Here is a 15,999-nt window from a genome sequence, read left to right as displayed (position 1 = left end):
AAAGGTGCTGTCATTCCGGCGGTTTTGACAGCACCTTTGTCGAGATCATCGCCGGGCAGGCGTGGCCCGAGAACCGACCTGCCCGCTCCGTCACCGCCGACCACGACGAGCACGCACACGCGCCGCGCCCGACAGCGCTGCGGCACGGGCCGCCGACCTCTCCTCGTCGCCGCCCTCCACACCACGCTCCGGCCACCCGCCGCCCGGCAAGCAGGTCGGAGCGGGGTACCTGCTGCCCCGTCGTCCCCCTCACCTGAGCCCCCGGCGGCCCGGTGGGGAGCGCGGCGCCGCACCATGGGGGTGGGGTGGGCCCGCCAAGCAGCGGCGACCCGACGCAACGAGCGGTGGCGATGCCTCCTTGACCCACGCTCTTGAGGGATGGGGATACTGCCCCGGCCCCGTTGGGGCCGGGGCCGCCCCTCCTACTCGCCGTGGCCCTGGCGCATCAAGCCGTACCTCACGGCCTGTTCCAGTGCCGTCCACGACGCGTCGATCACGTTCTCGCCCACGCCCACCGTCGTCCACTCGCTGTGGCCGTCGCCGAAGGTCACCAGGATCCTCGTCACCGCCCCGGTGCCGCCGCCCTCCAGGATGCGGACCTTGTAGTCCACCAGCCGCAGCGCCCCCAGCTCGGGGTACACCCCCTCCACGGCCTGGCGCAGGGCCCGGTCCAACGCGTTCACCGGGCCGTTGCCCTCCGCGGTGGCGATCACCCGCTCCCCCTTGACGTGCAGCTTCACCGTCGCCTCGCTGACGGCCACCCCGTCGGCGCGGCGCTCGGTGATGACCCGCCAGGATTCGGCGCTGAAAAGGGTGGGGGCCTGGCCCAGCTCTTCGCGCAGGAGCAGCTCCAGCGAGGCGTCCGCCGCCTCGAAGCTGTACCCCCGCGTCTCCAGCTCCTTGATGCGCTCGACCGCCCGCGCCGCCGGGGCCCGGTCGCCGCCCAGGTCCACGCCCAGCTCCTCGGCCTTCAGCTCGATCGACGCGCGCCCGGCCATGTCCGACACCAGCATCCGCATGTCGTTGCCGACCAGCCCCGGGTCGGTGTGCTGGTACAGGTCCGGGTCGACCTTGATGGCCGACGCGTGCAGCCCCGCCTTGTGCGCGAACGCCGACACCCCCACGTACGGCTGGTGCGTCGCCGGGGCGATGTTCACCAGCTCGGCGACGGCCGTGGACACCCGCGAGGCCTCGGCCAGGCACCCCTCCGGCAGCACCTTGCGCCCGTGCTTGAGCTCCAGCGCCGCCACGACCGAGAACAGGTCGGCGTTGCCCACCCGCTCCCCGTAGCCGTTGGCGGTGCACTGCACGTGCGTCGCCCCCGCGTCGACCGCCGCCAGCGTGTTGGCGACCGCGCACCCGGTGTCGTCCTGGGCGTGGATGCCCAGCCGCGCCCCGGTCCCCTCCAGGGCCTCGGCGACGACGCGGCCGACCCCGGCGGGCAGCATCCCGCCGTTGGTGTCGCACAGCACCGCCACGTCGGCCCCCGCACCGGCGACCGTGCGCACCGCCTCCAGGGCGTAGGACGGGTCGTACAGGTACCCGTCGAAGAAGTGCTCCAGGTCGACGAAGACCCGCCGCCCCTCGGCCCGCAGGTGCGCGACCGTGTCGGCGATCATCGCCAGGTTCTCCTCCGGCGTGGTGCGCAGCGCGCGTTCCACGTGCCGGACGTCGCTCTTGGCCACCAGCGTCACCACGGGAGCACCCGAGTCGCGCAGTGCGGCGACCTGTGGGTCGTCCGCCGCCTGGGCCCCCGGCCGGCGGGTCGCGCCGAACGCGGTGAGCCGCGCGTGCTCCAGGTCGAGCTCTTGTGAAGCCCTCCGGAAGAACTCGGTGTCCTTGGGGTTGGCCCCCGGCCAGCCGCCTTCGATGAAGCCCACGCCGAAGGTGTCGAGCAGCCGCGCGATAGCGAGCTTGTCGGCGACGGTCAGCGCGATCCCCTCGCGCTGGGCGCCGTCGCGCAGGGTGGTGTCGAAGACGTGGAAGGTGTCGTCTGGCATCGGTGGTACTCCCGAGTCGGATGCTGCCCGTGGTGCCGGAGCCCGCCCGTGCGCCGCCAATAAAAAAGACCCCTCGTGGACACGAGAGGTCGGCGCGCCGGCGGGGTCCGTTTTCAGCCGGCGCGCCTGGCGATAATGATCACCTGAGACGGCACGCTGCCAGTCTGCCACAGGGGTGCGGGAAAGCCCGAGTTCACGCCCGGATCGTCTCGGGATGTGAGACCACTTGTTCTGGATCCGGACGTTCGGGCCGGTCCCGCGGCCGCTCCCGGCGGGATCAGGGCCGGGCGGGCGGCACCCCTCAGGCCTTGGGGAAGGTGCGGATCCACCCGTGGGTGTCGGGGCGCTTGCCGTACTGCAGCGCCACCAGCTCCTCGCGCAGCCGCATGGTCACCGGCCCCGGCTCGCCGTCGCCGACGGTGAACTCCCCGTGGGCGCTCTTGACGTGCCCGACCGGCGTGATCACCGCGGCGGTGCCGCACGCGAACACCTCGGTGATCTCCCCGCTCAGCGCGCCCTGGCGCCACTCCTCGGTGGAGATGCGCCCCTCCTCGGCGGCCACGCCCAGCTCCGGCGCGAGCTTGAGCAGCGAGTCGCGGGTGATGCCGGGAAGCAGCGTCCCGGTCAGCCCCGGGGTGAGGATGCGCGCGTCCTCTCCGGAGCCGAAGACGAAGAACAGGTTCATCCCGCCCATCTCCTCGACCCAGCGGTGCTCGACCGCGTCCAGCCACACGCACTGGTCGCAGCCCTGCTCGACCGCCTGTCGCTGGGCCAGGAAGCTGGCGGCGTAGTTGCCGGCGAACTTGGCCTCGCCGGTCCCGCCGGGCGCGGCGCGGGTGTAGTCCTCGCTGAGCCACACGGTCACCGGGCGGACGCCGCCGGAGAAGTACGGGCCGGACGGCGAGGCGATCACGCCGAACAGGTAGGTCGACGAGGGCCCGTTGACGCCGAGGCCCACCTCGGTGGCGATCATGTAGGGACGCAGGTAGAGGCTGGCGTCCTTCTGGGTGGGGATCCAGTCCCCGTCGTGCTCCAGCAGCAGTTCGATGGAGCGCACGAACAGGTCCTCGGGCAGCTCGGGCATGGCCATGCGCCGCGCGCTGCGGTTCATGCGCTCGGCGTTGGCCTCGGGCCGGAACACCGCGGCCGTGCCGTCCGGGTGCCGGTAGGCCTTGAGCCCCTCGAAGATCTCCTGCGCGTAGTGCAGTGCCTTGGTGGCCGGGTCGAGCGACAGCGGCCCATAGGGCTCCAGCCGCGCGTCGTGCCACCCCTTCCCCTCGGTGTAGCGGATGGTCACCATGTGGTCGGTGAACACGTTCCCGAACCCGGGGTCGCCCAGCAGCGCCTCTCGCTCCTGCGGGGTCCGCCGCGAGGCCGAGGGCTGGACGTCGAACGTCAACCCGCTTGTGGTGGTGCCGTTGCTCATGGGTTACTCAGGTCCTCTCACCTACGTCGGTCCGGCAGCGCTGCCGGTCCGGAGTCCAGTCTGACGGAATCGGCGCGTCCGCTGCCAGTGCCCGTTCCCGCCGGGCACCGGCGCACTGCCGGGCGCGCCCCGGAGGGGAGAGGATCCCCGGCGCGGCCCGCCCGGCGGTGCAGGGCGGGCCGCGCTCACGCGAATACGGCTAGCCCTGCCCGGCTACTCGGCCGGCCAGGTCGTCGCCGATCTGCGCGGTACTGCGCTCGCCGCCCTCCTTGGCCCGCACCTGCAGGTCCTCGGCGACCGCGGCCTCCACCCGGCGCGCGGCGGCGGACAGCCCGAGGTGCTCGAGCAGCAGGGCGGCCGAGAGCACCGTGGCGGTGGGGTCGGCGACGCCCCGCCCCGCGATGTCCGGGGCCGACCCGTGGACCGGCTCGAACATGCTGGGGAAGTCCCCCTCGGGGTTGACGTTCCCGCTGGCGGCCAGGCCGATGCCCCCGGTGACGGCGGCGCCGATGTCGGTGATGATGTCGCCGAACAGGTTGTCGGTGACGATCACGTCGAAGCGCTCGGGCCGGTTCACGAAGAACATCGCCGCCGCGTCCACGTGGCAGTAGTCCACGGTGACCTGCGGGTACTCGGCGCCGACCTCGCGGACGGTGCGCTGCCACAGGTCGCCGGCGAAGGAGAGCACGTTGTCCTTGTGCACCAGGGTGAGGTGGCGGCGGGGCCGCTCGGCGGCCTTGGCGAAGGCGTAGCGCACGACCCGCTCCACGCCCATGCGAGTGTTGACGCTGTCCTGGGTGGCGATCTCGTCCGGGGTGCCTTTGCGCATCACCCCGCCCATCCCGGCGTAGGGCCCCTCGGTGCCCTCGCGGACCACGAGCATGTCGATGTCCTCGGGGGTCCGGTCGGCCAGCGGGGTGGCCACGCCCGGGTACAGCTTGACCGGGCGCAGGTTGGCGTAGTGCGCGAAGGCGAAGCGCAGCCGCAGCAGCAGCCCGCGCTCCAGCACCCCGCTGGGCACCGAGGGGTCGCCCACGGCGCCGAGCAGGATCGCGTCGTGGCCGCGCAGCTCGGCCTCCACCGCGTCGGGCAGCACCTCGCCGGTGGCGTGGTACCGGCGCGCGCCCAGGTCGTACTCGGTGGTCGCGACGGACAGGTCGTCCCCGGCGGCGGCCGCGAGGACCTTCAGGCCCTCGGCGACGACCTCGGGGCCGATCCCGTCGCCGGGGATGACGGCCAGATTCACGCTGCGCGCAGCCATGTGCCCTGCCTATCGGGTCGGGCCGGCCCCGGCACGTCTCACATGCCGAGACCGGCGTTACGGTCTCTGAGACAACTGTAGCGCCTCAGCGCCCCTGGGGCGCCCCGTTGTCCCTGCGCTCGAAGGCGTCCTGCAGCGCGCGGGCGGTCTCGTCGCGGTCCTCGGCGGGGGTGTCTGCGGTGTCGTACACGGCGGTCCTCACAAGCGTCGGTGATGCGGAGATGGCAGGTGTGGAGAAGCCGCCGCCGGTACGGCGGCGGAAAGGGACGCGTGCGGTCGCACTCAGGAGGTCGCGCATGGGTGGCGCCCGCGGAAGTGGTCCTGCGGGGCGGCGCCGGGCCCGGACCCGAGTTGCGGGCGGGGGCGGCGGGGCGCGCGTCCGCGGCGCGGAGTCGCGCCTGCGGAATTACTCGGACGACAGAATATCGGATGTCCGAACTTCTCACCAGGAGCCGGGGGGCCGAAAACGGCGGCGGCCGCCCGGTCCACCGGGCGGCCGCCGCGTCAGTGCAGTGTGTGCGCTGCGAAGGAGGGGTCAGTCCTCCAGGTCCACCTGGCGGGTGGTCTCGGCGCGGATCTCGGTGGAGATCGCCTCCAGCGTGGAGGCCGGGATCGCCGAGTCCACGGTGAGGATGATCAGCGCCCTACCGCCCTGCTCGTCCCGGCTGACCTGCATGCCCGCGATGTTCACCGCGGACTCGCCGAGCAGCGCGCCCACGGTGCCCACGATGCCCGGGCGGTCGTCGTAGGACAGGAACGCCATGTGGTCGCTGAGCGCGATCTCCATGCTGTACCCGTTGACCTCGACGAGCTTCTCGGTGTGCCGCGGCCCGGTCAGGGTGCCCGACACCGACACCCGGCGGCCGTCGGACAGCACCCCGCGCACGGTGATCAGGTTGCGCCAGTCGGAGTCGCCGTCCCCGGTGGACAGCGTCACCTCCACCCCCCGCTCCTTGGCCAGCAGCGGGGCGTTGACGAAGGTCACCGCCTCCTCGACGACCGGGCCGAACACGCCCTTGAGCGCGGCCAGCTCCACGACCTTCACGTCGTGCGCGGCGATCTCGCCCCGGACCTCGACGTCGATGCGGTCGGGCAGGCCCCCGGCCAGCGAGGTGAAGATCCGGCCCAGCTTCTCGGCCAGCGGCAGCCCCGGCTTGACCTCCTCGGCCACCGAGCCGCCCTGCACGTTCACCGCGTCCGGCACGAACTCCCCGGCCAGCGCCAGCTTGACCGAGCGCACCACCTGGGTGCCGGCCTTCTCCTGCGCCTCGTGGGTGCTGGCGCCCAGGTGCGGGGCGACGGTCACGTTCTCGAACTCGAACAGCGGGCTGTCGGTGCACGGCTCGCTGGCCCACACGTCGATGCCCGCGCCGGCCACCCTGCCCTCCTTGAGGGCCCGGTACAGCGCGTCCTCGTCCAGGATGCCGCCGCGCGCGGCGTTGATGATCCGCACCTCGGGCTTGACCTTGTGCAGCGCCTCGTCGCCGATCAGGCCCAGGGTGTCCTTGTTCTTGGGCAGGTGGATCGTGATGAAGTCCGAGCGCCGCAGCAGCTCGTCCAGGCTCACCATCTCCACGCCCATCTGGGCCGCCCGGGCGGGCTGCACGAACGGGTCGTAGGCGATGAGCTTGGTGCCGAACGCCGACAGGCGCTGGGCGACCAGGGCGCCGATGCGGCCCAGGCCCACCACGCCCACCGTCTTGTCGTAGACCTCCACACCGGTGTACTTGGACCGCTTCCACTCCCCGTTGACCAGCGCGTTGTGCGCCGGGGCGGTGTTGCGGGCGCTGGCCAGCAGCAGGTTCACCGCCTGCTCGGCGGCGCTGACGATGTTGGAGGTGGGGGCGTTGACGACCAGCACGCCGGCCTTGGTGGCGGCGTCCACGTCGACGTTGTCCAGGCCGACCCCGGCGCGGGCGACGACCTTGAGCTTCGGTGCGGCCGCCAGCGCCTCGGCGTCCACCTGGGTGGCGCTGCGCACGATCAGCGCGTCCACGTCGGCGAGGGCCGGGAGCAGCTGGGACCGGTCCGCGCCGCTGGTGTGGCGGACCTCGAAGTCCCCCTCCAGGAGAGCGAGTCCGGCGGGCGAGAGTTCTTCCGCGACGAGTACGGAGGGCTTGGGCACAGCGTGATCCTTATGGTTGCCAGTGGTCTGCGTCGGGTGCGTCGGCCGTGAAAAGTCTAGTCCGCAGGTCGGGATCGCGGGCGGTGAGGGCGGCGGTTGTGATCCTTCCCCAGATGTGAAGGGGCGGGCGGCACGCGCCGCCCGCCCCTTGGGCCCGGACCCCGCCGTCAGCCCTTCAGCCAGCTCATCAGCGGACGCAGCTCGGCGCCGACCTTCTCGATCGGCTCGCCCTGCTCGGCCTCGCGCCGCTTGAGGAAGTTGGGCCGCCCGGCGTCGAACTCGGCCACCAGCTCGCGCGCGTAGGTGCCGTCCTGCACCTCGGCCAGGATGCGCCGCATCTCCTCGCGGGTCTGCTCGGTGATCACCCGCGGGCCGCGGGTGTAGCCGCCGTACTCGGCGTTGTCCGAGACCGACCAGTTCATCTTGGAGATGCCGCCCTCGTACATGAGGTCGACGATCAGCTTGACCTCGTGCAGGCACTCGAAGTAGGCGACCTCGGGCTGGTACCCGGCCTCGGTGAGGGTGGAGAACCCGGCCTTGATCAGCTCGGCCAGGCCGCCGCAGAGCACGACCTGCTCACCGAACAGGTCGGTCTCGGTCTCCTCCTCGAAGGTGGTCTTCAGCGCGCCCGCGCGGGTGCCGCCGATGCCCTTGGCGTACGACAGCGCCAGGTCCCAGGCCGAGCCGGAGGCGTCCTGCTGGACGGCGACCAGCACCGGCACGCCGCGCCCCTCCTCGAACTGGCGGCGCACCAGGTGGCCCGGCCCCTTGGGGGCGACCATGGCCACGTCCACGTCGGCCGGCGGCTGGATCAGGCCGTAGCGGATGCTGAAGCCGTGGCCGAAGAAGAGCGCGTCGCCCGGGTTCAGGTTGGGCGCGATCTCCTCGGCGTACAGGTCGCGGTGGATGTGGTCCGGGACCAGCACCATGACCAGGTCGGCCTCGCGGGTGGCCTCGGCGGGGGTGAGCACCCGCAGGCCCTCCTCCTCGGCCTTGGCACGGCTCTTGGACCCCTCGGCCAGGCCGATGCGCACGTCCACCCCGGAGTCGCGCAGCGACAGCGCGTGCGCGTGCCCCTGGCTGCCGTAGCCGATCACGGCGACCTTGCGCCCCTGGACCGCGCTCAGGTCGGCGCTGTCGTCGTAGTACATCTGTGCTGCCACTTCGGGATGCTCCTTGCTCGTGTCTTGTTCGTCTTGTGGCGCCGCCCGCCGCGCCGCGCCGGGGGTCAGGCGCTCCGCTCCACGGGGCGCAGCGAGCGGTCCGTGATCGACCGTGGGCCCCGGCCCAGGGCCACCATGCCCGACTTGACCAGTTCCTTGATCCCGTAGGGCTCCAGGTTGCGGACCAGCGCGTCGAGCTTCTCGGGTTTGCCGGTGGCCTCGATGACGACGACGTCGGCGGAGACGTCGACGATGTTCGCGCGGAACAGCTCCGCGGTCTGGATCACGTGGGGGCGGCTGGCGGCGTCGGCCTTGACCTTGGCCAGCAGCAGCTCCCGGCGGACCGATGCGTCGTCGTCCATCTCGACGATCTTGATGACGTTCACGAGCTTGTTGAGCTGCTTGGTCACCTGCTCCAAGGGGTGGCGGTCGCAGTTGACCACGATCGTCATGCGGGACAGTCCCTCGTACTCGGTGGTACTGACGCTGAGGGAGTGGATGTTGAAGCCGCGGCGCGAGAACAGCGCCGAAGCGCGGGCGAGGATGCCCGGGGTGTCCTCGACGAGGACGGAGAGCGTGTGCTGGCTCATGGGGACGGGTGCCCTTTCTGCTCGTCTCGTCGCCTGCTCAGTCCTCGTCGCCCCAGTCCGGCGCCATGTCGCGCGCGTACTGGATGTTGTCGTTGCTGACGCCCGCGGCGACCATGGGCCAGACCATCGCGTCGTGGTGGACGGTGAAGTCGACCACGACCGGGGCGTCGTCGACGGCCATCGCCTTCTCGATGGTGGCGTCGACGTCCTCGGGGCGCTCGCACCGCAGTCCGACACAACCGTACGCCTCGGCCAGGCGCACGAAGTCGGGGATGCGGACCTTCTCCTCCTCGACGGGCGAGGTCTGCAGGTTCGTGTTGGAGTAGCGGCCCTCGTAGAACAGGGTCTGCCACTGGCGGACCATGCCCAAGTTGCCGTTGTTGACCACCGCGACCTTGATCGGGATGCCGTCGACGGCGCAGGTGGCCAGCTCCTGGTTGGTCATCTGGAAGCACCCGTCGCCGTCGACCGCCCACACGGTGCGGTCCGGGTCGCCGACCTTGGCGCCCAGCGCCGCCGGGACGGAGAAGCCCATGGTGCCCAGCCCCCCGGAGTTGAGGAAGGACCCGGGGCGCTCGTGCCCGATGAACTGGGCCGCCCACATCTGGTGCTGGCCGACGCCGGCGACGTAGGTGGCCTCCGGCCCGGCGATCTCGCCCAGGCGGCGGATGACGTGCTGCGGGGCCAGCCCGCCCTCCTCGGCCGGCTCGTACCCCAGCGGGTACTCCTCGCGCAGCCGGTTCAGCTGCGCCCACCAGGACTCGTAGTCGCCCCGGCGCCCCTCGGACTGGTCCTTGCGGACGGCGACCACCAGGTCGGCCAGGACCTCCCGGCAGTCGCCGACGATCGGCACGTCGGCGTGGCGGTTCTTGGAGATCTCCGCCGGGTCGATGTCGGCGTGGACCACGGCCGCGTCCTTGGCGAAGCTGTCCAGCCGCCCGGTGACCCGGTCGTCGAAGCGGGCGCCGAGCGCGACCACCAGGTCGGCCCTCTGCAGGGCGCCGACCGCCGGGACGGTGCCGTGCATGCCCGGCATGCCCAGGTGCTGGGGGTGGGAGTCGGGGAAGACGCCGCGCGCCATCAGGGTGGTGACCACCGGGACGCCGGTCAGCTCGGCCAGCACCCGCAGCTCCTGGTGGGCCCCGGCGCGCAGCACCCCGCCGCCGACGTAGAGCACCGGGCGGCGGGCCTCGGCGATCAGCCGGGCGGCCTCGCGGACCTGCTTGCCGTGCGGCTTGGTCACCGGGCGGTAGCCGGGCATGTCGAGCCGCTGCGGCCAGGCGAACTCCGCCTCGGCCTGCAGGGCGTCCTTGGCGATGTCGACCAGGACCGGGCCGGGGCGGCCGGTGGAGGCGATGTGGAAGGCCTCGGCGATGGTCCGCGGGATCTCGGCCGGGTCCTTGACGAGGAAGTTGTGCTTGGTGATCGGCATGGTGATGCCGCTGATGTCGGCCTCTTGGAAGGCGTCGGTGCCGATCATGGGGGTGGCCACCTGGCCGGTGATGGCGACCATCGGGACCGAGTCCATGTGGGCGTCGGCGATGGGGGTGACCAGGTTGGTGGCGCCCGGGCCGCTGGTGGCCATGCAGACCCCGGGGCGGCCGGTGGCGTAGGCGTAGCCCTCGGCGGCGTGCCCGGCGCCCTGCTCGTGGCGCATCAGGATGTGCCGCACCCGGCGGGAGTCGTAGAGCGGGTCGTAGGCCGGGAGGATCGCCCCTCCGGGGATCCCGAACACCGTGTCCACGCCGGCGTGCTCCAGTGACCTGATCAGCGAACGTGCTCCGGTCATGCGCTCGGTCATCGAAAGATCCTTCGGTCGCGATCCAGGGGGTCGGTCCAGCCGTGGCAACAAAAAACCCTCCACCGCGTGTGCGGTCGGAGGGTGGCGCGCAGCAGCGTCTACTCGGTCAGCTGGCTGCGCGCCGACCAAGTACGAGAATGAGGGTGGTGTTGCTCTGCACGGTGTCAACCTTGGCGAACGCGGGGGCGGGCGTCAACCGATTCCGGCTTTTGTCTCACGATATGAGATGTGACGTGTCGCATACCGATCCCGGGAAAGGGTGGACGACCCCCCTTTGACCTGCGGGGACACCGAACCCGTCGAAGCCCTCCGGGCCGTGGGTCCACATTTCGGACACCTCCTAGAGGGGGATGCCCGCGCCGCCGCCCACGAGCGCCTCCACGCCCTCGGCCGCCATCGGGCGGGCCACCAGGAACCCCTGGCCGTGGCCGCACCCCATGGAGCGCAGCTTCTCCAGCTGCTCGGGCCGCTCGATCCCCTCGGCCACCACCTGGACCCCCAGGTCCTGGCCGAGCCGCACGATGGTGTGGGTGAGCAGCGTGACGGTGCCGTCGGCGCCCAGGTCCCGCACGAACGACGGGTCGATCTTGATCTCGTCCACCCGCAGCTCGCGCAGGTGCGCCAGGGACGCGTACCCCATGCCGAAGTCGTCGATGGCCAGGCGCACCCCCAGCCGCCGCAGCGCCGAGAGCCGCTCCACAGCCTCCCCGGGGTCCTCCAGCAGGACCTCCTCGTCGACCTCCAGGGTCAGTACCCGCGCCGGAAGGCCGCTCTCCTCCAGCGCATCGGCGACGGTCTCCACGAAGCGCGAGGAGAGGATCTGGCGCACTGACAGGTTCACGCTCAGCCCGATGTCCCACTCGGCGGCCCGCCACAGCGCCACCTTGGCGCAGGCCTCCCGGAGCACCCACTCGCCCAGCGGCACGATCAGCCCCGACTCCTCGGCGGCGCCGATGAACTCCTCGGGCAGCAGCAGCCGCTCGACGGCCTCCCCGTCGTCCCCCTCCTCGGTGCGGCGCCAGCGCACCAGCGCCTCGACCGCGGTCACCTGCGAGCTCTCCAGGTCCACCACCGGCTGGTACTCCAGGGTGAACTCCCGGTCGGCCAGCGCCTGGCGCAGCCGCGCCTGCAGCTCCAGCCGCCCCACCACCTGGGCGTGCATGTCGGCGGCGTAGACCTCCAGCCGCCCGCCGCCCTGCTCCTTGGCGCGCGCCAGCGCCATGTCGGCGTTGCGCATCAGCTCGCCGGCGTCCATCCCGGACTCGGCGAAGGCCACCCCGGCGCTGGCGGTGAGCACCACCTCGCGGTCGGCCACCTGGAACGGCTCGGCGGCGATCGCCCGGCCGAGGCGCTCGGCCAGGTCGACCACGCGCTGGGCGTGCGCGCCGCCCTCGACCAGCACCGCGAACTCGTCCCCGCCCCACCGGGCCAGGGTCATGCCCGAGGCGGCCGCCGCGCGCAGCCGCCGCGCCGCCTGCGCCAGCAGGTAGTCGCCGAAGGTGTGCCCGGCCGAGTCGTTCACCGCGGTGAACCCGTCCAGGTCGAGGAAGATCGCGGCGATCTCGCCGCGGGCGGCCGCCTCGCCCGCGGCCGCCGCCCGCTCCCGGCGGGCGATCATGTCCCGGGCCCGCTCCTCCAGGTAGGCCCGGTTCGGCAGGCCGGTGATGCCGTCGTGGAAGGTCAGGTGGTTGACCTGGTCCTCCAGGGCCACCTGGGCGCTGATGTCGCGGGTGGTCACCAGCAGCCGGTCCGGCTCGCCGGGCTGCTCGTACAGCGACACGGTGGACTCGGTGTGCCGCCAGGTGCCGTCCCCGGCCCGCACCCGCAGCCGCAGGTGCACGCTGTCGGCGCCGCCGCGGCCCCGCTCGAACAGGCGCGCCGCCCCATTGGCGCGCGGCAGGTCCTCCGGGTGCACGATCGCCGTCACCGGCTCGGCGACCAGGTCGTCCAGCGTGTAGCCGAACGCCTCGGGCGCGCCGGGGCTGACGTAGAACACCCCGCCGTCGTCGTCCAGGATGAGGATGACGTCGCCGCTGTTGCGCGCCAGCTCGTGGAAGTGCGCCTCGCGGGTGAGCACCATCCGGTTCAGGGTACCGTTCTCCTCCAGCATCCCCGACATGCGCACCAGCAGCACCAGCACCGCCGACCCGGCGGCCAGCGGCAGCACCGCCGCCACCTGCGACAGGCCCAGCGCCGCCACCGTCAGCACCACCGTGGCCAGGCCGATCGCGGCGATCGCCGCGATCTCCGGGGCGAACCGGTACAGCCCGCGGCCGGTGATCCGGCGCGGGCGCGCCCCCGCCCGGTCCCGGATCAGCCACGGCAGCGCGCCCAGCAGCGCGAAGCCCAGCAGCCGCACCGGGTACTCGATCCCCCCGGCCGGGGCGTCGCCGGTCAGCCGGGTGACCGCGCCGATCAGGTCGGCCCCGGCCACGATGACGAACGCCGCCATCGCGATCACCACGGCCCGCCGGGTGCTGTGCGGCGAGGTGAAGGCCAGCGGCGCGATCAGGCACAGCACCGCCACGTCGGCCACCGGGTAGACCAGGGCGAAGCCCAGGTACTCCCCGCCCTCGCCCAGCTCGCTGTAGAGCGGGGCGAACAGCAGCAGCCAGACCACGGCGAACAGGGCCGCCGCGGCCACGTAGGAGTCGGTCAGGTGCCGGGTGGCCGGGCGCAGCCCCTGCGGCAGCGGGGCCAGCCGGGTGAACCCGACCGCGAACAGCGCCAGCGCCACCAGGCTGAACAGGTCGCCCAGGGTGAGCGAGACCGCGGGGGAGGTGGTGAGCAGCCCGGTGACGGCCGAGGTGGCCGCACCGGCGCTCCAGGCGGCCGCGGCCAGCCCCAGGTAGCGCAGCGCGGCGGTGCCGTCGGCCCCGTCGGAGGCCAACGGGTCGTCGGCGTCGGTCCCGGCGCGGCGCCGGGCGCTGGTCAGCAGGGCGACCGCGGCCAGGGCGGCGGCCACCGCGATGGGCCAGTGGCCCAGCCGCGAGGTCAGCGTCGTCCCCGGCGCCACCTGCACCAGCGTGCCCAGCGCGTAGACCACGGTGAGCACCGCGACCGCGCCGAGCCAGAGCCGCTGGTCGCCCTTGGCGACGGCCGTCTTCATGGGCACCCTTCCGGTCGTTGGCGCAGAGCGTGCCGACTCCGCGGCACGGGCCGGGAGCGACCAGGCTAGTCGCCCAAGGTCACGCTCGGGTTTAGCCGATGCGCTCCAGGATGAGCTCGCGCGCGCGGGCCGCGTCGGCCTGCCCGCGGGTCGCCTTCATCACGTCCCCGACCAGCTTGCCCGCGGCGGCGGTCTTGCCGCCGCGGATCTTTTCGACCACGTCCGGGTTGTCGGCGATCACCTGGTCGACCACCCCGCCGAGGGCGGAGTCGTCGCTGACCACCTTCAGTCCGCGGGCCTCGACCACCTCGTCCGGGGAGCCCTCCCCGGCCAGCACCCCGTCGACGACCTGGCGTGCCAGCTTGTTGGTCAGCTCGCCGGAGGAGACCAGCGCGCACACCCGGGCCACCTGCTCCGGGGTGATCGCCAGCGCCGCCAGCTCCGTCTCGGACTCGGCGGCGCGCCGCGACAGCTCGTTGAGCCACCACTTGCGGGCGTCGTCCGGGGCGGCGCCCGCCGCCACGGTCGCCTCGACCGGCTCGATGGCGTCGGCGTTGACCAGGTCGCGCAGCTCCTCGTCGGTGAGGCTCCACTCGGCGCGCACCCGCGCCCGCCGGGCCGCCGGGAGCTCGGGCAGGCCCACACGCAGCTCCTCGACCCACTCGGCGCCCGGAGCGACCGGCACCAGGTCGGGGTCGGGGAAGTAGCGGTAGTCCTGCGCCTCCTCCTTGCTGCGGCCCGAGACCGAGGTCCCGGTGTTCTCCTGGAAGTGGCGGGTCTCCTGGACGATGCGGCCCCCGGCGTCGAGCACCCCGGCCTGCCGCTCGATCTCCGAGCGCACCGCGCGCTCCACCGACCGCAGCGAGTTGACGTTCTTGGTCTCGGTCCGCGTGCCCCACTCGCCGGCCCCGCCCGCGTTGATGGACACGTTCACGTCGCAGCGCAGGGAGCCCTCCTCCATGCGCACGTCGGAGATGCCCAGCGAGCGCGCCAGCGCGCGCAGCTCGGCGACGTCGGCGCGGGCCACCTGGGGCGCCAGCTCCCCGGCGCCCGGGATGGGCTTGGTGACGATCTCCAGCAGCGGGATCCCGGCGCGGTTGTAGTCCACGTTGGAGTGGCTGGCCCCGTGGATCCGGCCGGTGGCGCCGCCCACGTGGGTGCTCTTGCCGGTGTCCTCCTCCATGTGGACCCGCTCGATCTCCACCCGGAAGACGCGCGGCCCCCCGGGCGTGTCGACCTCCACGTCGAGCGCGCCGTCGCTGCACAGCGGCTCGTCGTACTGGGAGATCTGGTAGTTCTTCGGCATGTCCGGGTAGAAGTAGTTCTTCCGGGCGAAGCGGCACCAGGAGGCGATCGAGCAGTCCAGCGCCAGGCCCAGCCGGATCGCGCTCTCCACCGCCTTGGCGTTGGCCACCGGCAGGGCGCCGGGCAGGGCCAGGCACACCGGGCACACCTGCGTGTTCGGCTCGGCCCCGAACGCGGTCGGGCAGGAGCAGAACATCTTCGAGGCGGTGCCCAGCTCGATGTGCACCTCCAGCCCGAGGACCGGCTCGTACCGCCGCACCGCGTCGTCGTACGCCACCGGCGCCGCGCCCGCGGCAGTGCCGTTCGTTACCGCGCTGACCATCGCCGCACTACCCGTTTCCGTACTCGTCGGATCCCCTCCCGCGTGCCCGCGGGGCCTAGTGAGAAGCCTACCGATGGCCGGACACCGGCGACGACGGGCGCGGAATGTCACAGCACGCGCACGATTCGGCTCCGACGCGCGGTTCCTCCTGGACGCGCGCGCCCCTCCGGTTACCCTGACCGCGACCCCGACCGACCCGAAGGAGCCCGCCCCGCCGTGCCCCGCGCCCTGACCGCCGCACCCGCCCGCCCGGCCGCAGCCGCCGCGGCGCTGTTCGGCGCCGCCGTGCTGGCCTGCGCCGGGGCCCCGGCGGCCGCGGCCGCGCCGGACGGGCCCGCCCGGGTGGAGCGGGCCGTGGCCGAGGGCGCCCAGGTGCGCCTGGAGAGCGGCGAGAGCGTGGACACCGCGCTGTACAGCCTGCGGATCGACGACTCGGCCTCGGTCGCCGCCTACGGCGCCGCCCTCGGCGGGGAGGTGGACCACTCCGCCGCCTACGTCGAGTCGGGCTTCGACGCGCTGGAGGCGCCCCTGGACGCCGCCGGGCCGGTGGCCTGGGTGGTCGCCAACTCCTACCCCGCCGTGGGCCTGGAGGAGCTGGAGGCGCCGGGCGCCCGCGGCCTGAACGAGAGCCAGGCCATCGCGGCCACCCAGGCGGCCGTGTGGCACTTCACCGACGGCGCCGAGCTGGCCGGGCCCGGCGGCAGCGGCGGCAACGACCCCGGGGTGGAGCGGTTCTACCGGCACCTGGTGTCGGGGGCCGAGCGGGCGCCCGACGCCCCCGCCGCGCCCACCCTGGCCCTGACCCCGGGCCGGATCTCCGGAGCCGACCCGGCCGCCCCGCTGGGCCCGCTGCGGGTGAGCACCACCGGCACCGGCCCGGTCCGGGTCGGCTCCGGA

The 15,999-nt window shown here is 73.0% G+C and carries 10 protein-coding genes; 1 reads left to right on the top strand and 9 read right to left on the bottom strand.

Going from position 1 to position 15,999, the window contains the following annotated elements; all coding sequences use genetic code 11:
• Positions 1-422: 422 nt before the first annotated feature.
• The 9 genes from cimA to gatB all read right to left on the bottom strand — a co-directional run bounded on the left by cimA (position 423) and on the right by gatB (position 15,102).
• Positions 423-2,000, bottom strand: a complete 1,578-nt coding sequence (gene cimA / locus O4J56_RS29460; protein ID WP_270690335.1) for a citramalate synthase — start codon at positions 1,998-2,000, stop codon at positions 423-425.
• 301 nt (positions 2,001-2,301) lie between these two features.
• A complete protein-coding gene (locus tag O4J56_RS29455; RefSeq protein ID WP_270690334.1) occupies positions 2,302-3,426 on the bottom strand; it encodes a branched-chain amino acid aminotransferase in 1,125 nt (374 codons plus the stop codon).
• Positions 3,427-3,625: 199 nt separating this feature from the next.
• Positions 3,626-4,687 carry a 3-isopropylmalate dehydrogenase gene (locus O4J56_RS29450; RefSeq protein ID WP_270690333.1) on the bottom strand — a complete coding sequence of 354 codons (1,062 nt, stop codon included), beginning with the start codon at positions 4,685-4,687 and terminating at the stop codon, positions 3,626-3,628.
• A gap of 535 nt (positions 4,688-5,222) precedes the next feature.
• Positions 5,223-6,812: a phosphoglycerate dehydrogenase gene (gene serA / locus O4J56_RS29445; RefSeq protein WP_270690332.1), complete on the bottom strand. Its 1,590-nt coding sequence runs from the start codon at positions 6,810-6,812 to the stop codon at positions 5,223-5,225.
• Between the two features lie 167 nt (positions 6,813-6,979).
• Entirely contained in the window at positions 6,980-7,975 is a 996-nt protein-coding gene (gene ilvC / locus O4J56_RS29440; RefSeq protein ID WP_270690331.1) for a ketol-acid reductoisomerase, read from the bottom strand.
• 65 nt (positions 7,976-8,040) lie between these two features.
• Positions 8,041-8,565, bottom strand: coding sequence for an acetolactate synthase small subunit (gene ilvN / locus O4J56_RS29435; RefSeq protein WP_017625664.1), 525 nt, complete (start codon positions 8,563-8,565; stop codon positions 8,041-8,043).
• A 37-nt stretch (positions 8,566-8,602) separates the two neighbouring features.
• Entirely contained in the window at positions 8,603-10,366 is a 1,764-nt protein-coding gene (locus tag O4J56_RS29430; protein WP_270690329.1) for an acetolactate synthase large subunit, read from the bottom strand.
• A 340-nt stretch (positions 10,367-10,706) separates the two neighbouring features.
• Complete coding sequence (locus tag O4J56_RS29425) at positions 10,707-13,475, bottom strand: putative bifunctional diguanylate cyclase/phosphodiesterase (protein ID WP_270690328.1); 2,769 nt, start codon at positions 13,473-13,475, stop codon at positions 10,707-10,709.
• A 91-nt stretch (positions 13,476-13,566) separates the two neighbouring features.
• A complete protein-coding gene (gene gatB, locus O4J56_RS29420) occupies positions 13,567-15,102 on the bottom strand; it encodes an Asp-tRNA(Asn)/Glu-tRNA(Gln) amidotransferase subunit GatB (RefSeq protein WP_408639190.1) in 1,536 nt (511 codons plus the stop codon).
• Positions 15,103-15,318: 216 nt separating this feature from the next.
• Between gatB and O4J56_RS29415 the strand changes: the two genes are divergently transcribed.
• Positions 15,319-15,999, top strand: a 681-nt coding sequence (locus O4J56_RS29415) for a thioester domain-containing protein (protein ID WP_270690326.1), incomplete at its 3' end; no start/stop codon positions are given.

This window comes from Nocardiopsis endophytica (assembly GCF_027706725.1).
In the GTDB taxonomy this organism is placed as follows: domain Bacteria; phylum Actinomycetota; class Actinomycetes; order Streptosporangiales; family Streptosporangiaceae; genus Nocardiopsis_A; species Nocardiopsis_A endophytica.
Note: the sequence above shows the minus strand (reverse complement) of the source record. Positions and strands in the feature narration are given on the sequence as shown.